Here is a 24,155-nt window from a genome sequence, read left to right as displayed (position 1 = left end):
TTACGCCTATGAAGCCTTCTATCGTCGCTAAACTGGAAGCTCTGCATGAGCGCCATGAGGAAGTACAGGCGCTGCTCGGCGATGCCGGGACCATCGCAGACCAGGAACGTTTTCGCGCACTGTCGCGTGAATACGCGCAGTTGAGTGATGTGTCTAAATGCTTTACCGACTGGCGACAGGTTCAGGAAGATATTGAAACCGCGCAGATGATGCTCGACGATCCTGAGATGCGCGAGATGGCGCAGGAAGAGCTGCAGGACGCAAAAGCGCGTTCTGAAGAGATGGAACAACAGCTCCAGGTGCTTCTTCTGCCGAAAGATCCGGACGATGAGCGTAACGCGTTTGTGGAAGTGCGCGCCGGTACCGGCGGTGATGAAGCCGCGCTGTTTGCTGGTGACTTGTTCCGTATGTACAGCCGCTATGCCGAAGCGCGTCGCTGGCGCGTAGAGATCATGAGTGCCAACGAAGGCGAACATGGTGGCTTTAAAGAAGTTATCGCCAAGATCAGCGGTGACGGCGTGTACGGTCGTCTTAAGTTTGAATCCGGCGGCCACCGCGTGCAGCGCGTGCCTGCGACAGAATCTCAGGGACGTATTCACACCTCAGCCTGTACGGTTGCGGTGATGCCGGAACTGCCGGAAGCAGAACTGCCGGACATCAATCCGGCTGACCTGCGTATTGATACGTTCCGCTCCTCCGGGGCGGGCGGTCAGCACGTTAACACCACCGACTCCGCGATCCGTATTACCCACTTGCCAACCGGTATTGTGGTGGAGTGTCAGGACGAACGTTCCCAGCACAAAAACAAAGCCAAAGCGTTGTCTGTGCTGGGTGCACGTATCCGCGCCGCCGAAGTGGCGAAACGTCAGCAGGCGGAGGCGTCTACGCGTCGTAACCTGCTGGGCAGCGGCGATCGCAGCGATCGTAACCGTACCTATAACTTCCCGCAGGGCCGCGTGACCGACCACCGCATCAACCTGACGCTGTACCGTCTGGATGAAGCAATGGAAGGCAAGCTCGATATGCTGATTGAGCCTATCGTGCAGGAATACCAGGCCGACCAGCTGGCGGCACTGTCCGAGCAGGAATAATGGATTTTCAGCGCTGGTTACGTGTGGCGGTCGGTGAGCTTTCAGAAAGCGAAAGTCCGAAACGCGATGCCGAAATTTTGCTTGCGCATGTGACGGGCAAAGCCCGCACGTACCTGCTGGCTTTTGGTGAGACGCTGCTGACGGCTGAGCAGGAAGCGCAGCTCGCCGCGCTGCTTGCCCGCCGTAAAACGGGCGAACCGGTGGCGCACCTTGTCGGCGAACGTGAGTTCTGGTCGTTACCGCTGTACGTCTCGGCGGCAACGCTGATCCCACGTCCTGACACCGAGTGTCTGGTGGAGCAAGCGCTGGCGCGTTTACCCACAGCAGCCTGTAGCATTCTCGATCTCGGCACTGGCACGGGCGCTATTGCGCTGGCGCTTGCCACTGAGCGGCCCGATTGCACGGTAACGGCGGTGGATGTGATGCCGGACGCGGTGATGCTGGCGCAGCGTAACGTGGAACGTCTTGGGCTCGGCAACGTGACGGTACTGCAAAGTAGCTGGTTTTCCGCGCTGGAGAATCGCTTATTTGCGCTGATTGTCAGCAACCCGCCTTACATCGACGAACATGATCCGCACCTTGCGCAGGGCGATGTTCGTTTCGAACCACTGACTGCACTGGTCGCGGCCAATGAAGGCTTAGCCGATCTTGATCACATTGTGACAACGTCACGACAACATTTGCTTCCCGGTGGCTGGCTGCTGGTGGAACATGGCTGGACGCAAGGGAACGCGGTGCGCGCGCTGTTCACCAATGCGGGTTATCGCGCAGTGGCAACCTGCCGCGATTACGGCGGCAATGAACGTCTGACGCTGGGACAGTGGGTATGAATCACCGCTATCTGCCATTAACTGATAAAGGCGCATGGCTGACTGAAAAGTGGTTTGGCGTTATCATCTACATCGTTTTGAGTTTTATCGCGTCTGGACGTCATTGTACGCGCAGTCGTTACTGGGGTAAGTCATGAGGTCCTTAGCCGATTTCGAATTTAACAAAGTGCCGCTGTGTGAAGGCATGATCCTGATTTCTGAAATGATCCGCGATGATTTTACGTCGCAGTACGTCCACGCGGAGCTGGAGAATCTGGTCAGCCTGGCGCGGGAGGAGATCAGTCAGGCGCGTCCGCAGGACTGGCAATTAGAGAAGCTGCTTGAGCTTTTCTACGGCGAATGGGGTTTCTGCGACACGCGTGGCGTGTATCGCCTGTCAGATGCATTATGGCTGGACCAGGTCTTGAAGAATCGCCAGGGCAGCGCCGTCGCCCTGGGATCCATTTTGCTGTGGGTTGCCCATCGTCTGGATATTCCGCTGGTGCCGGTCATTTTCCCGACGCAGATGATACTGCGTGCGGAGTGGCTGGACGGCGAGATGTGGCTCATTAATCCCTTCAACGGTGACACGCTGGATGAACACACGCTGGACGTGTGGCTGAAAGGCAATATTAGCCCGGTGGCCGAACTCTTCAATGAAGATCTCGACGAGGCGGATAACGCAGAAGTGATCCGCAAGCTGCTGGATACGCTGAAGTCCGCGTTAATGGAAGAGCGTCAGATGGAACTGGCGTTGCGCGCCAGTGAAGTGCTGTTGCAGTTCAACCCGGAAGATCCGTACGAAATTCGCGACCGCGGCCTGATTTATGCGCAGCTCGATTGCGAGCATGTGGCGCTAAGTGATTTGAATTATTTCGTCGAGCAATGTCCGGAAGACCCGATTAGCGAAATGATTCGTGCGCAGATCAACGCGATCTCGCACAAACAAATTACACTGCATTAATCTTAATTCCGATTCACACCTGAATAAGGCGATCCTATGAAACAAAAAGTGGTTAGCATTGGTGATATCAAGGTAGCAAACGACCTGCCGTTCGTGCTGTTTGGCGGCATGAACGTGCTGGAATCCCGCGATCTCGCCATGCGTATCTGCGAGCACTACGTGACCGTGACCCAGAAGCTGGGCATCCCGTACGTGTTTAAGGCCTCTTTTGATAAAGCCAACCGCTCCTCCATCAACTCTTACCGTGGCCCGGGCCTGGAAGAGGGGATGAAGATTTTCCAGGAGCTGAAGCAGACCTTTGGCGTGAAAGTGATCACCGACGTGCATGAAGCCTCTCAGGCGCAGCCTGTGGCTGACGTGGTAGACGTGATTCAGCTTCCGGCATTCCTGGCGCGTCAGACTGACCTGGTTGCGGCAATGGCGAAAACCGGTGCTGTCATCAACGTGAAGAAACCACAGTTCGTGAGCCCTGGGCAGATGGGAAACATCGTCGATAAGTTCATCGAAGGTGGCAACGACAAGGTGATCCTGTGTGACCGTGGCGCAAACTTCGGTTACGACAACCTGGTTGTGGATATGCTGGGCTTTAGCGTGATGAAGAACGTTTCCGGTCAATCTCCGGTGATTTTCGACGTGACGCACGCTCTGCAGTGCCGCGACCCGTTTGGCGCAGCTTCTGGTGGCCGTCGTGCCCAGGTTACCGAGCTGGCACGCGCCGGTATGGCGACCGGTCTGGCAGGCCTGTTCATTGAAGCGCACCCGGATCCGGCTAACGCGAAGTGCGATGGTCCTTCCGCACTGCCGCTGGATAAGCTGGAGCCGTTCCTGAAACAGATTAAAGCGATTGACGATCTGGTGAAGAGCTTCGACGAGCTGGATACCAGCAACTAATAAAAAAACCCGCTTCGGCGGGTTTTTTTATGGGGCATATTGCCGGGTGGCGCTGCGCTTACACGGCCTACAAAACCCGTAGGCCCTGCAGGCGAAGCGCCGCCGGGCAAAAAGGTTACGCAAAAATCGTCATCAAATAGGCGATAAACAACGCCATATGCGCCGCGCCGTTCAGCACGTTGGTGCGTCCGGTGGAGAACGAAATCTGGCACAGCAGCAACGAGGCCACCATCACAATCATCTCCGGCGCACCCAGCGCAAACTGCAACTCGTTGCCCGTCATAAAGGCAATCAGCGTCACCACCGGAACGGTGAGTGAAATCGTCGCCAGTACGGAACCGAAGAACAGGTTCATTGCGCGCTGCACCTGATTATTCAACACCGCTTTCAGCGCGCCCAACCCTTCAGGCGACAGGATCAGCAGCGCCACCAGGAAGCCGGTAAACGCCACCGGTGCGTTCAGCTCGGTTAACAGCGTCTCCAGCGGGTTGGCGTTCATCTTGGTGACGGCAATCACCGCAATCAGATGCACGATCAGCCAAACGGTATGCCACGCGCTGCTGTGAGCTGACGGCTTACCGTGGTGTGGGTCATCATCGTCGCCGTCATCCTCGTGCTCGTACACGAACAGGCTCTGGTGCGTTTTGGTCTGAATCAACAGGAACACGCCGTACATAGCGGCGGAAATGAGTGCGACCAGCAGCGCCTGACCGGTAGAGAAATTTGCACCCGGCAGCGCCATCGGAAACACCAGCACGATAATAGCCAGCGGGAAGAGGGCAATCAGATACTGTTTAATGCCGAACAGGTTCATATACTGGGTCGCGAATTTACGCCCGCCCAGCAGGAGAGAGAAGCCCACCAGGCCGCCCGTCACGATCATAATGATCGAGTAAAGCGTGTCGCGCATCAGCGTCGGCGCGGCATCGCCGGTTGCCATGAGTGCGGAAATCAGGCTGACTTCGAGAATAACAACGGAAAGGCTAAGAATTAACGATCCATAGGGTTCGCCCAGACGGTGGGCCAATACGTCCGCATGGCGAACGACGCTAAATGCGCTGGTTAAGATACCGACCAGGGCAAGAATATTGATACCAACCACCACTGGCAGTGACTGACTGCTTCCCCAGAAGAGCAGCACAGCCAGTGCCAGAACCGGGAAAATGAGCGACGTCTCCTTGTGGCGGGTCTTGACCGCCTCGTGTGTTGTTGTCATGTGCTTCTCCATCAATGCAGGTGCTTGTAATTATAGATAGATTTTTGAGGGCATTAAACTAACAGATATCTGTTAAATACCGCTGAAGTTTTACTTAATTTTACGGTTTCAGGTTAATATTTATTATCACTCTCATAAAGAGTAATTATCAATAAAATAGTACTGTATTACAGTTAATTAGGTTTATTGATTAAGCATAAATGGAATCAAGCTGGCAGGCGGCGGCATCCTCAACCACACTTATCTCTTTAGCAAAAAGAGAGGTTTTCGATGCCATACAAAACGAAACGCGAGTTACCCGATAGCGTGCAGCACGTCCTCCCTGCCCACGCGCAGGATATCTACAAAGAAGCCTTTAACAGCGCCTGGGATCAATACAAAGATAAAGAGGACCGCAGGGATGATGCCAGCCGTGAAGAGACGGCGCACAAGGTCGCCTGGGCCGCCGTAAAACATGAGTACGAGAAAGGCGACGATGATAAATGGCACAAAAAGAAATAGCCGCAAAATAATAAGCTGCCTTCATTTTGACTTTTCAGGCGGTTCAACTTCCGCTGTATTGCAACTGGCCCGTGAATTGCTTATCGTTAATTCACTGCTGGCAAAATGACCAGCACATAATGCCGGGAAGGCGAATTACAGAGGTCGCAAGGAAGCATGCAGTGGCGGAGGTGTAATGTGTTAACGCGTGATTTCTTAATGAAGGCAGATTGTAAGACGGCATTTGGTGCTATTGAGGAATCGCTTCTCTGGTCAGCTGAACAACGGGCTGCGTCACTCGCTGCCACGCTTGCCTGCCGCCCGGATGATGGCCCGGTATGGATTTTTGGCTACGGTTCGCTGATGTGGAACCCGGCTCTGGAATTTGTCGAATCGGCAACGGGAACGCTGCCTGGCTGGCATCGCGCATTTTGTCTGCGCCTGACCGCCGGACGCGGCAGCGCGTGCCAGCCGGGGCGCATGCTTGCATTGAAAGAGGGCGGACGCACCACGGGTGTCGCTTACCGCCTGCCGGATGCCACTCTGGAAGAAGAGCTGACGCTGCTCTGGAAGCGCGAGATGATCACCGGCTGCTATATGCCTGGCTGGTGCAAGCTGGAACTGGATGACGGACGCACCGTCAATGCGCTGGTGTTTATTATGGATCCGCGCCACCCGCTGTATGAAGCGGATACCCGTACGCAGGTGATCGCGCCCTTGATTGCCGCGGCCAGCGGGCCGCTGGGTACCAACGCGCAGTATCTGTTTTCCCTTGATGAGGAACTGACGCGTCTGGGCATGCAGGACGAATGTTTGAATGAACTGGTCTTGAAGGTGAAAGCGCTGCTGGAAGGGAACCTGCTTAATAACCCGCTACGTCCGGGGTTTGCCTGAAAAAACGCCCGGCTAAACCGGGCGTTCCTTTTATGCGGCAACGTAGCTGACCGAATGCTCCAGTGACTGACTGTGGCTGTCAATCAGGACATCCCAGGTGCCGGTATAAGGCACGGTCAGCCACGCCTTGTCATCCTGCACCGTCAAAATATCCGCCTGCGATTGCCTCTGCGCTTTTGAACTCATGAGATGAATGCGGCAGCGTTCTGAGCAACGTACCACGACCGTATCCCCGCCAAACAGTTTCAAACTTGTCTTCACCAGTGCCATTTTTTACCCCGTCGATTTTGCCCATCCCGAGCGTGATATTGTTCACAATTTACTCATTGCATAACACCAAAGGGGAGGGGGAAGGATGATGATTTTGATCAAAAAATGGCATAACGTTTAAACAAAAATGACAAAATGCCTGAAAGCATTCAGCTGGCGCGTGTTTTACCCGGTTAACCCGCGCCAGAAGAAAATTAAATGCGGAAATGGCCGGCGGTTTCAGCAAGGTCGCCCGCCTGACTCTGCAGCGCGCTGGCCGCTGCGGCAGACTGCACCACCAGTTCGGCATTCTGCTGCACCATTCTGTCCAGATGCGTTACCGCGTGGTTGATCTCGTGGATGCCTTTCATCTGCTCGCTGGTGGCAATCGAGATTTCACGCATAATCCCCGAGACGCTACCGATGCTGGAGCGGATCTCATCCATGCTTTCTCCGGCCAGATGCACGTAGCGCGAACCCGTTGCCACGCTGTCGGTTGTGGAATCGATAAGGGATTTGATCTCTTTCGCCGCCTGAGCGCTGCGGCTGGCGAGGTTACGCACTTCTCCTGCCACCACCGCGAAACCACGGCCTTGTTCGCCCGCGCGCGCCGCTTCGACCGAGGCGTTCAGCGCCAGAATGTTGGTCTGGAAGGCAATGCCGTCGATTACGCTGGTGATATCGCCAATTTTCGCCGAGGCCACCTCAATGGACTGCATGGTGCTGATGGCCTGAGAGACCACGTCACCCCCGCGTGAAGCTGCCGCAGAGGCTTTGCTTGCCTGCTCGTTCGCTTCTGCCGCAGATTCATTTGACTGGGTGACGGAGGCGGTGATCTCTTCGACGGCGCTGGCGGTTTCGCGAAGGCTTGACGCCGCTTGCTCAGTGCGCCCGGAAAGATCCTGGTTACCGGCTGCGATTTCCTGCGCCGCATTTTTCACCGAGGCGCTGGCGTCGCGCAACTGAACCATCACGACCGAGAGCTTATCGCTAAAAGCGTTGAACGCCTGGGCGATTTGCGCCACTTCGTCATCACCGCTGTCCGGCAGGCGCTGCGACAGGTCATTAGTGCCGTTAGCGATGTTATTCATGGCGTCGCGAATATCGGACAAACGCTTCAACAGGCGGGCGATCAGGAAATGAACAATTGCCCCGCTCAGCAAGGCGAGGATCACCAGCGACAGCGCAGAGGCTTTCAGCAGCGAGCGCATGCCGGAGGTGGCATCGTTGTTATCGAGCGCCACGGCCAACATCCAGTGCGTGCCCGGCACGGCGGTCGCCACGAAGGTTTTTTCGCTGCCGTTGAACGTCCCCTCAACCAGGCTACCGCTTTTAAGCGCCGCAAAATCGGTCCCTTTGATGGTTTCGGCGAATGGCTTGAGCGTGAGCGCCGGATCGCTGGCGGCAATCACCGTGCCATCGCTATCAAGGAGTAAGCCGCTGCTGGCAGGCGTCGGGTGAATACCGCGTACGTTAGCCACCACGCTATCCATCGCCACGTCGCCTGCCACAACCGCTTTCAGCGCACCGTTCTCCTTCACCGGCACCGCAAAGGTCACCACCAGTTTCCCGGTGCCCGCGTCAACATAGGGGGCGGTCACGACCGGGCCATCCGTACTCACCACCTGCTGATACCAGGGACGGATCGTGGGGTCGTAATCTGCAGGGACGCCCGCCGGGTCGGAGAACTCGGCCGTTTTGCTGGCGTAACCGACATAGACGTTGGTGAAGCCACCTGCCTGCGCAAGCTGTTTGAATACCGGAACCGGATCGTCATTCAGCGCAACGGTCTGCGCGGTGGCGATCACCGTCATTTTGCTTTTAACCCAGTCCGCAATCGCCATGTTATGGCTGGCGCTGGTGCTGGTCAGAATATCGCGCTGCGACTGCTGGTTATCCTGGCGCGTGACCTGGAAATTAATGACGGTATTGAGAAGAAGGGCGACGATCAGACAACCTGTCGTCGCGGCAATAATACGGGCACGAATGGATCTGAACATAAGTGAAATACCTGCTGTGTTGTTTCCATGCCTATCGGCAGCCTTGCAGGTAAACTTGATGCTGAAACCGCGTCCATAAGAAAATAATATTTTTACGGGTTTATTATTAAAAAGTTAATACTTTATCGGCGGTCAGGGTCCAGTCGGCCAGCTCAACCAGCGTCCCTATCTCGACGCCATCAATCAGCGGCAGCCCGGTGATACCGCGCCCGTCGGTGCAGGTCTTACACAGTTTGACCGGCACATTTTGCGCGGTCAGGATCTCCAGCATCTGCTGGATGTTGTACCCCTCGGCGGGTTTTTGTCCCTTCAGTCCGGCGGTGACGGCATCCGACATCAAAAAAAGACGCAGCTCAGGCGCGCACTCTTTTTCACGCAGCGCTATCGCCAGGCGCAGGCTGTTGAAAAGGGATTCACTGCCGTAGGCCGCACCGTTGGCGACGATCAAAATCTTCTGCATGTTGACTCCTGTTGTTCGAAAGGCACGAATATTGCTTATTTCCCCGGAAGATTCGCTACCCGGGAGAGTAAGCATGACATTGATGGCGGACAGTTCACCCGCGGCAACCGAGTGGTTCCAGCGCGCGACATTACTTCGCCGGGAGCAGCTCGGCAGGCTGGCTGCGTTGGGCGTGCTGGTTAACGGCATCAGCCGCCTTGTGCATATGCTCCAGTGCGAGCGCGGGGCATCCAACGTCTGGCTCTGCTCTCAGGGTAAGCTGTATGCCCCCGAATGCAAAGCCAGTCGTGGGCTGGTGGATGAAAACCTCACTGCGCTACAGGCCATGCTGAAAGCACAGTTCCCGGTCACGGGGAGCGGCGTTTGTGAGCGCATCGCCTGTGCGTTACTCAGTCTGGAAACACTGCCTTTGCAGCGTGACGGGATAGACACCCAAAGCATAACGGCACCTCAGGCCATGGAGCATTACTGCCGGATGCTTCGCCAGCTGCTCAGTATCGTACCGCAACTCAATGACAGCATTGACGATCCGCAAATCGCGGGCCGTTTTGTCGCCCTTTATAGCCTGATGCAGGGCAAAGAGCTGGTAGGGCAAGAGCGGGCACTAGGGGCGATAGGCTTCACGCAGGGGTTTTTCAATGATGAAACCCGTCAGCGACTGGTAGACAGGATTGACGGGCAGCAGGCCTGTTTTGAGATCTTTTTATCCCACAGCCACGCTGAGGTGCAGAACACCTTTGCCCACAACTGCCAGCCCGATCGAGAAACAGAGCAACTCCGGCGCGTCGCCTGCACCCGTCAGCCCGCCGCTGACAATGGCAATACCGCGCTGAACTGGTTTGCCTTGCAAACCTCGCGTCTTGAACATCTGCGCACGCTTGAAGAAAGGGTGATTGCCGATCTGATGGTGGCGGTGGATGACGCGATTCAGGCGTCCGGTGAAGCCACGATGCGTGGCGAAGAGCATGACGATCCTCTGGCGCTTTACCCGGATAAACCCTTGCTGCTGCTGGTTCGCCAGCAGGCGCGAGAGATAGACCAGCTCTCCCGCCAGCTGGCCTCACTCCGCGATACGCTGGAGGAGCGTAAGACCATTGATAAAGCCAAAAGCGTGCTAATGACGCATCAGAGCATGAGTGAGGAACAGGCGTGGACGACACTGCGCAAAATGGCGATGGACAAGAACCAGCGCATGGTCGATATCGCGCGCGCCCTGCTCACAGTGAAGAATCTGTGGCAGCTAACACCAAAGGAGTAGATGCACAATCAGTGGGCATTTAATGCCTGATTGAGGTGCGCTAACGCGACAGCTACCAGGTTAACGCCCCGAAAGCAGGGCCTTAAAACCTGGCATTCCCTTTGCATTATCTGTTTAACCATTTTTGACGATGCGCCAACGGCGGTGCATGCGTCTTCGGGATAAAGGCGTCCAGCGGTGCTCCGGCACCGTCGGGCGCTTTTTTTTGTCTTTTTTTCAGGAGTGGTCATGGCGGATTTGTCGAGACGGCGGTTTTTGCAGGCCAGCATGCTGGCGAGTGGCGCAATGCTGTTACCGGGTGTCATGCAGGCCGCGTGGGCGGCAGGCTCGGATAAACCGGAACAGGAAACGGTGCGCATCGGGTTTATCCAGCTGACCGACTGTGCCCCGGTGGTTATCGCGGCCCTGAAAGGGTTTGATAAAAAATACGGCATCAGCATCGTGCCGACCAAGGAGGCGAGCTGGGCGGCGGTGCGCGACAAGCTGGTGGCGGGAGAGCTGGATGCGGCGCACATTCTTTACGGCCTGCTGTACGGGCTGGAACTGGGCATTGCCGGCAAGCCGCAGCAGATGGCGAACCTGATGACCCTTAACCAGAACGGTCAGGCCATCACGCTCTCCAGCGATCTGGCGGAGAAGGGGGTTCACGATCTCGACGGGCTGAAAAAGCTGATTGGGCAGCACGCGCCGGGCACCTACACCTTCGCGCACACCTTCCCGACCGGGACACACGCCATGTGGCTCTACTACTGGCTCGCCAGTGCGGGCATTAACCCTTTTGACGATATCCGGACCGTGGTGGTGCCGCCGCCGCAGATGGTGATGAACATGCGCATTGGCAACATGGTGGGCTTTTGCGTCGGCGAGCCGTGGAACGCGCGGGCGATTAACGACCGCATCGGCTTTACCGCCGCCACGTCGCAGTCTATCTGGGCCGACCATCCGGAAAAAATCCTCGGCACTCGCCGCGACTGGGTGGAGAGGAACCCGCATACCGCCCGGGCGCTGGTGAGCGCCGTGATGGAAGCCGCGCGCTGGATCGACGCCTCCCCGGAAAACAAACGCGAGACCGCGCGGATACTTTCCCGCCGCGCCTGGCTCAACTGCAAAGAGCAGTACCTCACCGGACGGATGCTGGGCGAGTACGACAATGGCCTGGGCCAGCGCTGGCAGGACGCGCACCCGATCCGCTTCTTCAACGAGGGGGCCGTCAGCTATCCGTATCTCTCTGACGGCATGTGGTTCCTGACTCAGTTCCGTCGCTGGGGCTTGCTTAAATCTGCACCGGACTACGCGGGCATTGCGCAACGGATTAACCAGACCGCAACCTGGCAGGATGCTGCCACAGCGGTGGGGGGCATTATCGCACCGGCATCACCACTACGCAGCAGCACATTGATGGACGGCACCGTCTGGAATGGTACCGACCCGGAAGGATACGCCAACCGCTTCGCCATTCATTGTAAAGGGGCCTGATTATGCAGCATCTGCAAAAGACGACATCACAAGAGACACCCGCGAGTGGGGAAGTCATCCCCCTGCCACCTGTGCAGGTTCGCCGTCGCACCCCGGCATTTGCGCGTCGGCTTAACGACCTTCTCCAGCGCATCATTCCGGCAATGCTGGGTCTGGGGTTGCTGGTGGTGCTCTGGCAACTGGCGGCGATAAACAGCAAAGGCTTCCCGACGCCGCTCAGCACGCTTGATTCCGCCATTACCCTGTTTGCCGATCCGTTTTATCGCGACGGGCCTAACGATATGGGCATCGGCTGGAACGTGCTTGCCTCATTGCAGCGCGTCGCCATCGGATTTGGGCTGGCTGCGCTGGCGGGTATTCCGCTCGGCTTTCTGATTGGGCGTTTTACTTTTTTCTCGCGCATGTTCAACCCGCTGATTGCGCTGCTACGCCCGGTGAGCCCGCTGGCCTGGCTGCCTATTGGTTTATTGCTCTTCCAGAAAGCAGAGCCCGCGTCGAGCTGGACCATTTTTATCTGCTCCATTTGGCCGATGGTGATCAACACCGCCGAGGGCGTGCGCCGTATTCCCCAGGACTACCTCAATGTCGCCCGCGTCCTGCAGCTTTCCGAATGGACCATCATGCGCCGCATCCTCTTCCCGGCGGTACTGCCTGCGGTGCTGACCGGGGTGCGCCTCTCCATCGGCATCGCCTGGCTGGTGATTGTCGCCGCCGAGATGCTCACCGGGGGGCTGGGGATCGGTTTCTGGATCTGGAACGAGTGGAACAACCTCAACGTCGAAAACATTCTCATCGCCATCGTCATCATTGGCGTGGTTGGGTTGCTGCTGGAGCAGGGGTTGATGCTGATCGCCCGTCGCTTTAGCTGGCAGGAAAAATAAGGAGCGAACATGAAACCATTAATTCAGGTCCAGGCCGTGAGCCAGCGTTTTTCCACCGCCAGCGGCGAGTTTCTGGCGCTGCAAAACGTCTCTTTTGATATCCATGAGGGCGAAACCGTTAGCCTGATCGGCCATTCCGGCTGCGGTAAATCGACGCTGCTGAACCTTATCGCAGGGATCACGCTGCCGACGGAAGGGGGGCTGATTTGCGACAACCGTGAAATTGCCGGGCCGGGTCCGGAACGTGCCGTGGTCTTTCAGAACCATTCGCTGCTGCCGTGGCTCACCTGTTTCGACAACGTTGCGCTGGCGGTGGATCAGGTCTTTCGTCGCACCATGAGCAAGGCCGAGCGGAAAGAGTGGATTGAACACAACCTCGACCGCGTGCAGATGGGGCACGCGCTGCACAAACGCCCGGGGGAGATCTCCGGCGGCATGAAGCAGCGCGTCGGCATTGCCCGCGCGCTGGCGATGAAGCCGAAAGTGCTGCTGATGGATGAACCCTTCGGCGCGCTGGATGCGCTGACGCGCGCCCACCTGCAGGACTCGGTGATGCAGATCCAGCAGGCGCTGAACACTACCATCGTGCTCATTACCCACGACGTGGACGAGGCGGTGCTGCTCTCCGATCGCGTGCTGATGATGACCAACGGCCCGGCGGCCACCGTCGGGGAGATCCTGCGCGTAGACCTGCCGCGCCCGCGTAACCGGGTGCAACTGGCCGACGACAGCCGCTATCACCACATGCGTCAGCAGATCCTGCATTTCCTCTATGAAAAGCAGCCGAAAGCGGCGTAGCGAGGGGGCTTTGATGCGACTGGTCATTATCGGAAATGGCATGGCGGCCACGCGGCTGATTGCCTCGCTCACCGGGCGTGCTGACGGTCGTTTCGCTATCACCGTCATCGGTGACGAGCCGGAGCATGCCTATAACCGCATCCAGCTTTCGCCCGTGCTGGGCCGTGAGAAAACGGCGGCGGGCATCTGTCTTCAGGATGATGAGTGGTACCAGGCGCGCGGCGTGACGGTGCTGCGGGGCGAAAAGGCGATCGCCGTGAACGTGGACACGCGGGAAGTGCAAACCACCGCCCGCACGGTGGGCTGGGATGCACTGGTGTTTGCTACCGGGTCAACGCCCTTTGTTCCGCCCATCCCCGGCGGCGATGCGCCGCACGTATTCACATTCCGTACCCTGGAGAATACCCGGGCCATTCAGGCGATTGCCGGTCCTGCGGTGGTGCTGGGGGGCGGCGTGCTCGGCGTTGAGACGGCGGCAGCGCTGGCGCTTAAAGGTGACGACGTCACTGTTGTTCATCGTGGTCCGTGGCTAATGGAGCAACAGCTGGACCAGCAGGCCGGAATGCTGCTGGAAGAGGCGCTGGCGGCGCGGGGCGTGCGCTGCGAGCTTTCCTCCGGCATCGCGGCAATTAACGACAACAGCGTGACGCTGCTCAGTGGGCACAGCGTCGCCGCCGCGCGCGTGGTGCTGGCAACCGGCGTGCAGCCGAACGTTTCGCTGGCGCAGGCCAGCGGCATTCGCTGCGCGCGCGGCATCGTGGTGGATCACCAGATGCAGACCTCCGAGCCGAACGTCTACGCCATTGGCGAGTGCTGTGAAATTGACGGCCAGACGTTTGGTCTGGTCGCCCCCTGCATGGCGCAGGCGGATATCCTCGCCGCGCGGCTGGCCGAAGACGTTACCGTGCCGTTTACCCTCACCGACAACGGCGTGCGCCTCAAGGTGACCGGCGTGGAGTTGTTCAGCCTTGGGCGCGCGGCAGAGCAGGAGGGCGATGTGGTCTGGAGCGCATGGGATCCGCTGACCCGTCACTATCGTCGTTTACTGATCCATCAGGGGGCGCTGGCAGGCGTGCTGCTGATGGGGGACTGCCGCAGTGCGGCAACATTTACCGATTTACTGGCAACGGCTGCGCCCGCACGTGCGGACTGGCTGTTCGATCGTTTCACTACGCAACCGCAGGTTGCAGGACAGAACGCTATGACAAAACCTACTCTGGTGGTGGTTGGGCACGGTATGGTCGGCCATCATTTTCTCGAAGATTGCGTGAACCGCAATTTACATGAACAGTACCAGATAATCGTCTTTGGCGAAGAGCGCTATGCCGCTTACGACCGCGTGCATCTGTCGGAATATTTTGGCGGCCGCAGCGCAGAGTCGCTCTCGCTGGTGGAAGGGGATTTCTTTGCCGACAACGGCATTGAGCTGCGCCTGTCGCAGCAGATTGTCGCCATCGACCGCGATGCGCGCGTGGTGCGCACCGCCAGCGGGCACGAAACCCACTGGGATAAACTGGTGCTGGCGACCGGCTCTTATCCGTTCGTCCCACCGGTACCGGGCAGCGATCTGCCGGGCTGTTTTGTCTACCGCACCCTTGACGACCTGGACAAGATTGCGGCGCATGCGGCGGGTTCGCGCCGCGGAGTGGTGATTGGCGGTGGGCTGCTGGGGCTGGAGGCAGCGAATGCCCTGAAGCAACTCGGGCTGGAAACCCACGTAGTGGAGTTTGCGCCCAATCTGATGGCGGTGCAGCTCGACAACGACGGCGCGGCGATGCTGCGCAAGAAAATCGAGGCGCTGGGCGTTGGCGTTCACACCCGTAAAGCGACGACGGAGATTGCCACCGCGGACGGCGGACTGGTGCTGCACTTTGCCGATGGCGAACAGCTGGAAACGGACATGGTGGTCTTTTCTGCCGGTATTCGTCCGCAGGACGCGCTGGCGCGCAGCTGCGGGCTGGCTATTGGCGAGCGAGGCGGGATCGGCATTGACGACGGCTGCCGGACCTCCGATCCGGACGTGCTTGCCATCGGCGAGTGCGCCCTGTGGGAAGGAAAAATCTTTGGCCTGGTTGCGCCCGGTTATCAGATGGCACGGGTGGCCGCCGCCGCGCTGGCAGGTGAGGAGAAAACCTTCACCGGCGCGGATATGAGTACCAAACTCAAGCTGCTCGGTGTGGACGTGGCCTCGTTCGGCGACGCTCACGGGCGCACGCCCGGGGCGCTGAGCTACCAGTGGACGCACGGTCCGAAGCAAATCTACAAGAAAATCGTGGTCAGCCACGATGGCAAAACGCTGCTCGGCGGCGTGCTGGTGGGGGATGCCAGTGAATATGCCACGCTGGTGCAAATGATGCTTAACGGCATCAGCCTGCCAAAAGAGCCGGAAACGCTGATATTACCCGCGTCGTCAGGCAGTGCGCCAAAAGCGCTCGGCGTGGCGGCGCTGCCGGAAAGCGCACAGATCTGTTCGTGTCATAACGTCAGCAAAGGCGATATTTGCCAGGCGGTGAGCGCGGGCGCGACGGACATCGGCGCCATCAAGCAGTGCACCAAAGCGGCGACGGGCTGCGGGGGCTGCAGCGCGCTGGTGAAGCAAGTGATGGAGTTCCAGCTAGCGGAGCAGGGCGTGGAGGTGAAAAAGGATATCTGTGAGCACTTTCCGTACTCGCGCCAGGAGATTTACCACCTCGTGCGCGTTAACCATATTCGCACTTTTGACCAGCTCATCAGCCGCTACGGTCAGGGGCACGGGTGCGAAATTTGTAAGCCACTGGTGGGGTCGGTGCTCGCATCCTGCTGGAACGAGTATCTGCTGAAACCGGCGCACCTGCCGCTGCAGGACACCAACGACCGCTACTTCGCCAACATCCAGAAGGACGGGACGTATTCCATCGTGCCGCGGATGCCCGCCGGGGAAGTGACCGCAGACGGGCTGATCGCCATCGGCCAGATCGCGAAACGCTACGGCCTGTACAGCAAAATCACCGGCGGGCAGCGAATCGACCTGTTTGGCGCCACCCTGGAACAGCTGCCAGAGATCTGGCAGGCGCTGGTGGAGGCCGGGTTTGAAACCGGGCACGCCTACGGGAAATCCCTGCGCACGGTGAAATCCTGTGTCGGTTCGACCTGGTGTCGCTACGGCGTGCAGGATTCCACCCGCCTCGCGGTCAGGCTCGAGCATCGCTACAAGGGCCTGCGCGCGCCGCACAAAATCAAAATGGCGGTCTCAGGCTGTACCCGCGAGTGCGCTGAGGCGCAGAGCAAAGATGTAGGGGTGATTGCCACCGACAAGGGCTGGAACCTCTATCTGTGCGGTAACGGCGGGATGAAGCCGCGCCATGCGGACCTTTTTGCCAGCGATCTTGACGACGAAACGCTGATCCGCACCGTTGACCGTTTCCTGATGTTCTACATTCGCACGGCGGATCGCCTGCAGCGCACCAGCACCTGGATGGACAACCTGGAAGGCGGCCTCGATTATCTGCGCGAGGTGATCATCAACGACAGCCTGGGTATCGCCCACGAGCTGGAGCAGGAGATGGCGAGGGTGGTAGAGACGTATCAGTGCGAATGGCAAACCACGCTCAGCGATCCCAATCGTCTGGCGCTGTTCCGCACCGCGGTGAATGTCGCGCCGTCGGATGAAAGCAAGCGCTGGCAGGAAATCTGCGGCATCGACGACATTCCTGAGCAGGCGGGCATTGGCGCGCGTCTTGGCCGCAAATCGATTGCACTGTTCCGTTTCGGACAGCGAGTTTACGCCCTCGACGATAGGGAGCCGGGAAGCAGCGCAAACGTGCTTTCACGCGGCATTCTCGGCGATGCGGCGGGCGAGCCGGTGGTGATTTCACCGCTCTACAAGCAGCGCATTCGCCTGCGCGATGGCTGCCAGCTGGAGAACGGTGAACCTGCGGTGCGCGCCTGGCCGGTAAAAATTGAAGACGGCAAGGTGTGGGTCGGGAACGACGCGATAGTGATGCGTGCGGAGGCCTCATGACGGAAACCCGGACAACGTGCCCCTACTGCGGGGTTGGCTGCGGCGTAGTCGCCAGTGTGGAAGGTGGAGCGGTCAGCGTTCGGGGGGACGAAACCCATCCTGCGAACGTTGGCCGCCTGTGCGTGAAAGGGTCTGCCCTGGGGGAAACGACGGGGTTACAGGGGCGATTGCTGCGCCCCGTTGTTGACGGTGTTGAGGTGGGCTGGTCGCAGGCGCTGGGGGCGGCAGGCGAGCGACTCGCGGAGGTCATCGATAAATGGGGACCGCAGGCCGTGGCGTTTTACGCCTCCGGCCAGCTCTTAACCGAGGACTACTATGCTGCCAACAAGCTGATGAAAGGTTTTATCGGCGCGGCAAACATTGATACCAACTCCCGGCTCTGCATGTCTTCGGCGGTGGTCGGCTACAAGCGCGCCTTCGGTGAAGACGTGGTGCCGTGCAGCTATGAGGATGTGGAAAACAGCGATCTGGTCGTGCTGGTGGGATCCAACGCTGCATGGACCCATCCGGTGCTGTATCAGCGGCTGGTGCAGGCAAAGCACAACAATCCGCAGATGAAGGTGGTGGTGATTGACCCGCGCAGCACCGCCACCTGCGATATTGCTGACCTGCATCTGGCGCTTGCGGCGGGGAGCGATGCCGGATTATTTGTCGGCCTGCTGAACCTGATTCAGGGAACGGATGAGTGGCCCGTTGAGCGCGTGGCGGCATTTTGCGGTCTTTCGCCGCAGGATATTGGCACCTTTTACGACTGGTTTATGACGGCACCTCGCGCCATCACGCTCTACACCATGGGGATCAATCAGTCCACCAGCGGCAGCGACAAGTGCAACGCCATCATCAACGTCCATCTTGCCAGCGGCAAATTCAATCGTCAGGGCTGCGGCCCGTTTTCGCTGACCGGACAGCCAAACGCCATGGGCGGGCGGGAAGTAGGCGGGCTGGCGAACCAGCTGGCGGCACACATGAATTTCGAGCCGGACGATCTCTCGCGGGTGGCGCGTTTCTGGGGAACCGAGCGGCTGGCGCAGACGCCAGGCCTGATGGCGGTAGAACTGTTTGACGCCATCGCCCGCGGCGAGGTGAAGGCGGTGTGGATTATGGGCACTAACCCCGCCGTATCGCTGCCGGACAGTCACGCGGTGTGTCAGGCGCTGGCGTCCTGTCCGCTGGTGATTATTTCTGAAGTGATGCAGGAGACGGACACCAGCCGGTTTGCCCATATTCGTCTTCCGGCGCTGGGCTGGGGCGAGAAAAACGGTACGGTAACCAACTCTGAGCGACGCATTTCGCGCCAGCGCGCGTTTCTGCCCGCGCCGGGCGAGGCAAAGCCGGACTGGTGGATTATTGCCCAGGTCGCTAAAAGGCTGGGCTATGGCGAAGCCTTTGCCTGGGAACATCCGCGGGACATTTTTTGTGAACATGCGGCGCTGACGGCGTTTGAAAATACCGGCGAACGTGCGCTGAACCTGGGCGAACTGGCAGCATTGAACCACGAGGAATGGGATGCGCTGGAGCCGTATCAATGGCGCGCAGGTGATTTTCCCCGCAGGCAGATCGTCCCCGTTGACCCGTCGTTACCTGGCACGAGGGTCGATGCGCTCTACCCACTGCTGCTTAATACCGGACGTATTCGCGACCAGTGGCACACCATGACCCGCACGGGATATGTCCCAAAATTAATGCAGCATATTGCCGAGCCGCAGGTTGAGATTTGTCGTTCAGATGCCACGCGGTTTGGGCTGTGCGACGGACAGTTGGCGCGGATCAGTTCTCCTCGCGGGGTGATGGTTGCCCGCGTCCGTCTTAACGAGGGGCAGAAGAGGGGAGAAGTGTTTCTTCCGATGCACTGGAATGCTGCATTTTCGCGGCAGGGGAAGGTGAATGCCCTGGTGGAAAGTCGCTGCGATCCCGCGTCAGGCCAGCCGGAGAGTAAACAAACCGCCGTCAGGATCATGCCCTGGCAGCCGGGCTGGCAGGGGGAGCTTTATGCGCGTGAGCTGCCGGAGCTGCCGTCCTCCGTTTACTGGTGGCGCAAAGCCTCTCGTCTGACGTTAGCGACTGACAAACCCTTGCTGCCGTGGGTCATGGATTACGCCAGCGGTCGGGGCTGGCAGCTGCAGGTTGCGCAAACCGGCGAGCGCAGCAGCGTGCTGGCCTGGCATGAGGGACAATTGATGCTCGGCTTCTGGGAGGGAACGACGTTACCGGAACTGGCACACCCGGTCATTGAAGCCGCTTTCCAGTCGCCACCCGTGCTGCTTGCCGAGCGTCACGCGTTGTTGAACGGGCAGAGCGTGGGGAGGGTTGTGGATCCGGGACGCATTATTTGTAGCTGCTTCAGCGTCGGGGAGAATGCGATACGCGAGGCGATTGCCGGAGGGTGTGATTCCGTTTCAGCGCTGGGACAACGTTTACGCTGCGGGACGAACTGCGGTTCGTGCGTGCCTGAGCTCAAAACGATGTTTCAGGATATTCCGGAAAATTCTCCTTAAGGCTGCAAAAGAAGAGGAATAACGCTAAGGTACCTGGTGTTCCTACGTAAGCACCGGGTATTACTTACGACATTGATGACTGTTTCACCTTCTCTCCGTTTGCTGTATTTCCTCCCCCTTATATCGGCTGGAGCCGTTTACGGTGCGCCGCATTCCTTCATTCAGCAGGCGCAAAACCCGTTTGATAACAACGGCGATAATCTGCCGGATCTCGGCATGGCGGCCCCAACGGGCGAAGGTGAAAAACATCTGGCTGAGATGGCAAAAGCCTTTGGCGAAGCCAGCATGACCGACAACGGCCTGACGACGGGTGAGCAGGCGCGGCAGTTCGCGCTGGGCCAGGTTCGTGATGTCGTGAGTGGTGAAGTGAACGAGCAGATTGAGTCCTGGCTCTCACCCTGGGGCAATGCCAGTGTGAATATGCTGGTGGACGATGAAGGAAAATTCAACGGCAGCAGCGGGAGCTGGTTTATTCCCTGGAATGATAACACGCGTTATCTGAGCTGGAGCCAGCTTGGCCTGACGCAACAGACGGACGGTCTTGTCAGCAATGCCGGGATTGGTCAGCGCTGGGTCGCCGGGAAATGGCTACTGGGGTACAACACCTTTTACGACAACCTGCTGGATGAAAACCTTCAGCGTGCCGGACTTGGCGCAGAAGCATGGGGCGAAAATCTGCGTCTGTCGGCTAATTACTACCAGCCTTTCGCCGGCTGGCGTGACAGCTCCGATGTTCAGGAGCAGCGCATGGCTCGCGGATATGACATCACCGCCAAAGCCTGGTTACCGTGGTTTCATCATCTGAACACCAGCGTCAGCTTTGAGCAATATTTTGGCGATAGCGTTGACCTGTTCAATAGTGGTACCGGCTACCACGACCCGATGGCGGTCAATCTGGGGCTAAATTATACCCCTGTGCCGCTGGTTACCCTGACGGCTGCCCACAAGCAGGGGGAGAGCGGGGTCAGCCAGAACAATCTCGGCCTGAAGCTTAACTATCGTTTTGGTGTGCCGCTCGCGAAACAACTCTCTGCCAGCGAAGTCTCCGCCACGCGTTCACTGCGCGGCAGTCGCTATGACTCGCCAGAGCGGGATAACCTGCCGGTGATGGAGCTCCGCCAGCGCAAAACCCTGTCGGTCTATCTGGCGACACCGCCGTGGGATCTCAAACCGGGTGAAACGGTAATGCTGAAGCTGCAAATTCGCAGCAAGCATGGGATCCGTCAGATCCACTGGCAGGGCGATACGCAGGCCCTGAGCCTGACATCACCGGCAAAAAGCAACAGCAGTGATGGCTGGAGTGTGATTATGCCTGCCTGGAATGGCAATGACGGGGCCAGTAATCAGTGGCGGCTGTCGGCAGTGGTAGAAGATGAAAATGGGCAGCGTGTCTCTTCCAATGAGATCACGCTTTCCGTGGTGCAACCGCTCATCGCGTTACCCAACGACGATCCACGGTGGAAGCTGCTGCCGGATGAGTAAGCTAAAAAATCCGTTCCTGATGGACCCACACGGCGGCTTCGACGCGGGACTTTAACTTCATCTTCTTCAGCATGTGCTTCACGTGCACTTTCACCGTGCTTTCGGTGATGTCCAGACGGCGGGCGATCATTTTGTTCGGCAGACCCTGGGCAATCAGCTTCAGAATATCGCGCTCGCGCGGGGTAAGCTGGCTCACGTCACGGTCCGAGGTTGCGCGGTTGGCGCGCAGGCTGGCGGCCAGTACCGGCGTTAAGGCTTCGCTCAGCACCATTTCCCCCGCCGCGGCCTGCTGCAGCGCCTTGAGCAGATCTTCCGGCTCCATATCTTTCAGCAGGTAGCCGTCCGCGCCGCGCTTCAGCGCCGTTACCACGTCTTCTTCATGATTCGACACGCTAAATACCACCACGCGGCCAGACAGGGATTTTTCGCGCAGTTTGTCCAGCGTCTCCAGACCGTTCATGCCCGGCATGTTGAGATCGAGCAGGATCAAATCAGGATCGAGCGCTTCGGCAAGTTCAATACCCTGCTCACCGTTGCTGGCTTCGCCAACGACGGTAATATCGGGCGCCATGCTGACAAGCTGTTTCACCCCGGTGCGCAGCATGGGATGGTCGTCGATCAACAGGATGGATGCCGGTTCCTGATTAGTCATGGTGTTCTCCTTGGGCAGTTGTAAGCGGTTTTTCGGGAATAAAGGTGACGACCACTTCCGTGCCACCCGTGTCTCTCCGGCGAACCTGGCAATCACCGCGCAGGCTCTGCGCGCGGTCTCGCATGATAATTAAACCATAGTGGTTGGTTCTCTCGGCATTTTCCGGCACGCCGCAGCCGTCGTCCTGAATCGTCAGCTTCACCTGATTATTGTGCTGGCTGACGGTTACCTTTACCGCCGTCGCGCTGGCGTGTTTGAGCACGTTGCTCAGGGCCTCGCGAGCGATCTGCAGTAAATGAATAGCCTGATGGGAGGGGACAAAACGCGGCGGAAGCTGGTAGTCGAGCTTCACCGGGAACCCCAGTCGGGCGCTAAATTCGTGACAGCTGGACTCCAGCGCGGGGCGAAGGCCCGGCTCGGTCAGCTGCAGTCGGAAAGTGGTTAACAGTTCACGAAGCTGAACCCATGAAGTGTTCAGCTCGTTGCGGATCTGGCTCAGGAGCTGTTTATTGCTTTCCGGCATCTCCGCATCCTGCATCTGCAGGCAGCTGACCTGCATCTTCATGCAGGAGAGCGATTGGGCGATGGAGTCATGCAGCTCCCGCGCAATGGTGGCGCGCTCTTCCATCACAATCAGCTGCTGCTGCTTTTCCTGATGCCTGTCCAGCGCCAGCGTGGCCGTCAGCTGTTCCACCAGTGTGTCCACCAGCTGCTGCTGGTCGTGACTGAGATGCCGCCCGGCTGGCAGGGTTGCCAGCAGAATGCCGTACTGGGTGTGGCTGTCCATCAGGCGCCATTTCAGCGTGGTGCCCGTCGTCGTTAGCGATGGTATCCCCCGCGGGCAAAGGTGACAGCCTTTATCATCGCAGGACATGTCAGACTGACAGGTAAATTCCTGATGATTTTCTTCGTCTTCAACGTCGTAGACCCGCAGCTCCAGATCGTGCAGCAGCGTCAGGTTTTGCAAACCGTTCAGTACCGGCGAGAGGCGCTCGCACAGCGGTACCTGCATATGCAAACGGCGGTTGGCCTGCCACAGGAAAGAGAGAATTTCGTTTTTCTGTTCGAGTCCGGCGGTTTTTTCCTGAACCCGTTGTTCCAGTACAGCGTAGCTTTCAGACAGCTCTTCCGACATGGTGTTGAGCGCCTGGCCGAGCATCGCCATCTCGTTACGCCCACTAATATGCGTGCGCTGGGTAAAATCTCTGTTCGTTACGGCGCGTGCCATTGCCAGCAGCTGTTTCCAGGGATTCAGCAGCCGCGCGCGCAGCCAGACGATGGTGAAAATCAGCAACAGCCCCATAAACAGCGCCATCACCCGGTGGATCATAACCACCCGGTCAATGCGTAATTCGGTGGTTTGATCGAAAGAGGAGACCAGCGTATCAATGCGTGAGACGAAACCGGCAACGTCGCGCGCGACGGCGTCAGGGCTTTTCGCCTGCTTCAAGCCTGGCTCCAACTGCGTGTGCCAGTAGCCCTGAAGGGCCTTGAGCTGGGATTTCTGACCAGCGCGAATTGCGGCACTTTCCAGTTCGGGGCTGAAAGCCGTATGCTCCATATCGTCGATCAGCTTCTGGTCGTCCTGCGTTAAGGGCACCGAGGCCAGCAGACGATAACTCTGCATGCGTAGCGAGCCTGCCTCGTTAATGGCATGCGCATTACCCTGTACGCCCTGGACCAGCCAGCCGGAAATCGCCATGCCGGTTACACCGATCGCGGTGGACAGCAAGACAATAAGCGCCAGTTGGTTAACCAGCGTCAGCGGGGATAGACATCTTTTTAACATGGTGTTGCCGGGCTCCTGACGTGACCTGACTGCAGGAATGGCGTTATTCTGGTGCATACCCTGGAGTATACCCATACCAATAAAGGATTACCTCTAAATTGCCAGAGGGGTAACGATGAGGGGGAGGGGGTAGCCAGGATGGCTCAGCACCGTGAAAAACCACATCTTTTTTACCGCTTTCTTCTACTCACTAAGAGTAATGACCTTTTTTTCGCCACAAAACCCCGCACTTTTCCTTTGATTTATATCAACTTACCGCCGCCCTAAAAC

At 58.3% G+C, this 24,155-nt stretch carries 19 protein-coding genes and 1 pseudogene; 14 read left to right on the top strand and 6 right to left on the bottom strand.

The features are described from left to right. Positions 1-8: 8 nt before the first annotated feature. From prfA to kdsA, 5 genes and pseudogenes are all read left to right on the top strand, one after another. Positions 9-1,091 carry a peptide chain release factor 1 gene (gene prfA / locus N2K86_RS12380; protein WP_100166092.1) on the top strand — a complete coding sequence of 361 codons (1,083 nt, stop codon included), beginning with the start codon at positions 9-11 and terminating at the stop codon, positions 1,089-1,091. Further along, entirely contained in the window at positions 1,091-1,921 is an 831-nt protein-coding gene (gene prmC, locus N2K86_RS12375; RefSeq protein ID WP_260658792.1) for a peptide chain release factor N(5)-glutamine methyltransferase, read from the top strand. The genes prfA and prmC overlap by 1 nt, the downstream gene beginning before the upstream one ends. Then, positions 1,897-2,040, top strand: a pseudogene (locus N2K86_RS12370) (siroheme synthase); the annotation flags it as partial. The gene prmC and the pseudogene N2K86_RS12370, both read left to right, overlap by 25 nt. Positions 2,041-2,054: 14 nt before the next feature. Beyond that, entirely contained in the window at positions 2,055-2,864 is an 810-nt protein-coding gene (gene sirB1 / locus N2K86_RS12365) for an invasion regulator SirB1 (protein WP_089599489.1), read from the top strand. 36 nt (positions 2,865-2,900) lie between these two features. Beyond that, entirely contained in the window at positions 2,901-3,755 is an 855-nt protein-coding gene (gene kdsA / locus N2K86_RS12360) for a 3-deoxy-8-phosphooctulonate synthase (protein ID WP_029741601.1), read from the top strand. A gap of 115 nt (positions 3,756-3,870) precedes the next feature. Here the strand turns inward: kdsA and chaA are convergent, their stop codons facing one another. Further along, complete coding sequence (gene chaA / locus N2K86_RS12355) at positions 3,871-4,971, bottom strand: sodium-potassium/proton antiporter ChaA (RefSeq protein ID WP_010432924.1); 1,101 nt, start codon at positions 4,969-4,971, stop codon at positions 3,871-3,873. A gap of 270 nt (positions 4,972-5,241) precedes the next feature. On the opposite strand from chaA, the gene chaB reads away from it, so the two are divergent. Both chaB and N2K86_RS12345 read left to right on the top strand, forming a co-directional pair. Next, complete coding sequence (gene chaB / locus N2K86_RS12350) at positions 5,242-5,472, top strand: putative cation transport regulator ChaB (RefSeq protein WP_032680829.1); 231 nt, start codon at positions 5,242-5,244, stop codon at positions 5,470-5,472. Positions 5,473-5,649: 177 nt separating this feature from the next. Further along, positions 5,650-6,345 (top strand): gamma-glutamylcyclotransferase, encoded by a 696-nt coding sequence (locus tag N2K86_RS12345; RefSeq protein ID WP_260658791.1) that lies wholly within the window; start codon positions 5,650-5,652, stop codon positions 6,343-6,345. 30 nt (positions 6,346-6,375) lie between these two features. Here the strand turns inward: N2K86_RS12345 and N2K86_RS12340 are convergent, their stop codons facing one another. From N2K86_RS12340 to N2K86_RS12330, 3 genes are all read right to left on the bottom strand, one after another. Then, on the bottom strand, positions 6,376-6,615 hold the full coding sequence (locus N2K86_RS12340; protein ID WP_260658790.1) for a DUF1883 domain-containing protein: 240 nt from the start codon (positions 6,613-6,615) through the stop codon (positions 6,376-6,378). 194 nt (positions 6,616-6,809) lie between these two features. Further along, on the bottom strand, positions 6,810-8,594 hold the full coding sequence (locus N2K86_RS12335; protein ID WP_260658789.1) for a methyl-accepting chemotaxis protein: 1,785 nt from the start codon (positions 8,592-8,594) through the stop codon (positions 6,810-6,812). Positions 8,595-8,700: 106 nt separating this feature from the next. Further along, complete coding sequence (locus N2K86_RS12330) at positions 8,701-9,054, bottom strand: DsrE/DsrF/TusD sulfur relay family protein (RefSeq protein ID WP_260658788.1); 354 nt, start codon at positions 9,052-9,054, stop codon at positions 8,701-8,703. A gap of 73 nt (positions 9,055-9,127) precedes the next feature. Here N2K86_RS12330 and nasR point away from each other — a divergent pair, with 73 nt between their 5' ends. The 7 genes from nasR to N2K86_RS12295 all read left to right on the top strand — a co-directional run bounded on the left by nasR (position 9,128) and on the right by N2K86_RS12295 (position 21,444). Continuing rightward, entirely contained in the window at positions 9,128-10,312 is a 1,185-nt protein-coding gene (gene nasR / locus N2K86_RS12325) for a nitrate regulatory protein NasR (protein WP_260658787.1), read from the top strand. Between the two features lie 228 nt (positions 10,313-10,540). Next, entirely contained in the window at positions 10,541-11,788 is a 1,248-nt protein-coding gene (locus tag N2K86_RS12320) for a CmpA/NrtA family ABC transporter substrate-binding protein (RefSeq protein ID WP_260658786.1), read from the top strand. A 2-nt stretch (positions 11,789-11,790) separates the two neighbouring features. Beyond that, positions 11,791-12,669: a nitrate ABC transporter permease gene (gene ntrB / locus N2K86_RS12315; RefSeq protein ID WP_260658785.1), complete on the top strand. Its 879-nt coding sequence runs from the start codon at positions 11,791-11,793 to the stop codon at positions 12,667-12,669. 9 nt (positions 12,670-12,678) lie between these two features. Further along, complete coding sequence (locus N2K86_RS12310) at positions 12,679-13,467, top strand: ABC transporter ATP-binding protein (protein WP_042715167.1); 789 nt, start codon at positions 12,679-12,681, stop codon at positions 13,465-13,467. Between the two features lie 13 nt (positions 13,468-13,480). After that, the gene (gene nirB, locus N2K86_RS12305) at positions 13,481-17,467 is read left to right on the top strand and encodes a nitrite reductase large subunit NirB (RefSeq protein WP_260658784.1); all 3,987 of its coding nucleotides are present in this window, start codon (positions 13,481-13,483) and stop codon (positions 17,465-17,467) included. After that, entirely contained in the window at positions 17,464-19,962 is a 2,499-nt protein-coding gene (locus tag N2K86_RS12300) for a nitrate reductase (protein ID WP_260658783.1), read from the top strand. Before nirB ends, N2K86_RS12300 begins: the two co-directional genes overlap by 4 nt. Before the next feature lie 75 nt (positions 19,963-20,037). Next, a complete protein-coding gene (locus tag N2K86_RS12295) occupies positions 20,038-21,444 on the top strand; it encodes a YchO/YchP family invasin (RefSeq protein WP_260658782.1) in 1,407 nt (468 codons plus the stop codon). A gap of 1 nt (position 21,445) precedes the next feature. Here the strand turns inward: N2K86_RS12295 and narL are convergent, their stop codons facing one another. Further along, complete coding sequence (gene narL / locus N2K86_RS12290) at positions 21,446-22,096, bottom strand: two-component system response regulator NarL (protein WP_028018756.1); 651 nt, start codon at positions 22,094-22,096, stop codon at positions 21,446-21,448. Beyond that, complete coding sequence (gene narX / locus N2K86_RS12285) at positions 22,089-23,885, bottom strand: nitrate/nitrite two-component system sensor histidine kinase NarX (protein ID WP_260658781.1); 1,797 nt, start codon at positions 23,883-23,885, stop codon at positions 22,089-22,091. Before narX ends, narL begins: the two co-directional genes overlap by 8 nt. Positions 23,886-24,155 lie beyond the last annotated feature (270 nt).

Origin of the sequence: Enterobacter mori, assembly GCF_025244905.1 — a bacterium.
GTDB classification, from domain to species: Bacteria; Pseudomonadota; Gammaproteobacteria; order Enterobacterales; family Enterobacteriaceae; genus Enterobacter; species Enterobacter mori_A.
This window is presented reverse-complemented; position numbering and strand designations above follow the sequence as displayed.

Bases quoted from the DNA above. Each gene is read 5' to 3' on its own strand.
- prfA (WP_100166092.1), top strand. From the start codon at position 9: ATGAAGCCTTCTATCGTCGCTAAACTGGAAGCTCTGCATGAGCGCCAT.
- prmC (WP_260658792.1), top strand. From the start codon at position 1,091: ATGGATTTTCAGCGCTGGTTACGTGTGGCGGTCGGTGAGCTTTCAGAA.
- sirB1 (WP_089599489.1), top strand. From the start codon at position 2,055: ATGAGGTCCTTAGCCGATTTCGAATTTAACAAAGTGCCGCTGTGTGAA.
- kdsA (WP_029741601.1), top strand. From the start codon at position 2,901: ATGAAACAAAAAGTGGTTAGCATTGGTGATATCAAGGTAGCAAACGAC.
- chaA (WP_010432924.1), bottom strand. From the start codon at position 4,971: ATGACAACAACACACGAGGCGGTCAAGACCCGCCACAAGGAGACGTCG.
- chaB (WP_032680829.1), top strand. From the start codon at position 5,242: ATGCCATACAAAACGAAACGCGAGTTACCCGATAGCGTGCAGCACGTC.
- N2K86_RS12340 (WP_260658790.1), bottom strand. From the start codon at position 6,615: ATGGCACTGGTGAAGACAAGTTTGAAACTGTTTGGCGGGGATACGGTC.
- N2K86_RS12335 (WP_260658789.1), bottom strand. From the start codon at position 8,594: ATGTTCAGATCCATTCGTGCCCGTATTATTGCCGCGACGACAGGTTGT.
- N2K86_RS12330 (WP_260658788.1), bottom strand. From the start codon at position 9,054: ATGCAGAAGATTTTGATCGTCGCCAACGGTGCGGCCTACGGCAGTGAA.
- nasR (WP_260658787.1), top strand. From the start codon at position 9,128: ATGACATTGATGGCGGACAGTTCACCCGCGGCAACCGAGTGGTTCCAG.
- N2K86_RS12320 (WP_260658786.1), top strand. From the start codon at position 10,541: ATGGCGGATTTGTCGAGACGGCGGTTTTTGCAGGCCAGCATGCTGGCG.
- ntrB (WP_260658785.1), top strand. From the start codon at position 11,791: ATGCAGCATCTGCAAAAGACGACATCACAAGAGACACCCGCGAGTGGG.
- N2K86_RS12310 (WP_042715167.1), top strand. From the start codon at position 12,679: ATGAAACCATTAATTCAGGTCCAGGCCGTGAGCCAGCGTTTTTCCACC.
- nirB (WP_260658784.1), top strand. From the start codon at position 13,481: ATGCGACTGGTCATTATCGGAAATGGCATGGCGGCCACGCGGCTGATT.
- N2K86_RS12300 (WP_260658783.1), top strand. From the start codon at position 17,464: ATGACGGAAACCCGGACAACGTGCCCCTACTGCGGGGTTGGCTGCGGC.
- N2K86_RS12295 (WP_260658782.1), top strand. From the start codon at position 20,038: ATGACTGTTTCACCTTCTCTCCGTTTGCTGTATTTCCTCCCCCTTATA.
- narL (WP_028018756.1), bottom strand. From the start codon at position 22,096: ATGACTAATCAGGAACCGGCATCCATCCTGTTGATCGACGACCATCCC.
- narX (WP_260658781.1), bottom strand. From the start codon at position 23,885: ATGTTAAAAAGATGTCTATCCCCGCTGACGCTGGTTAACCAACTGGCG.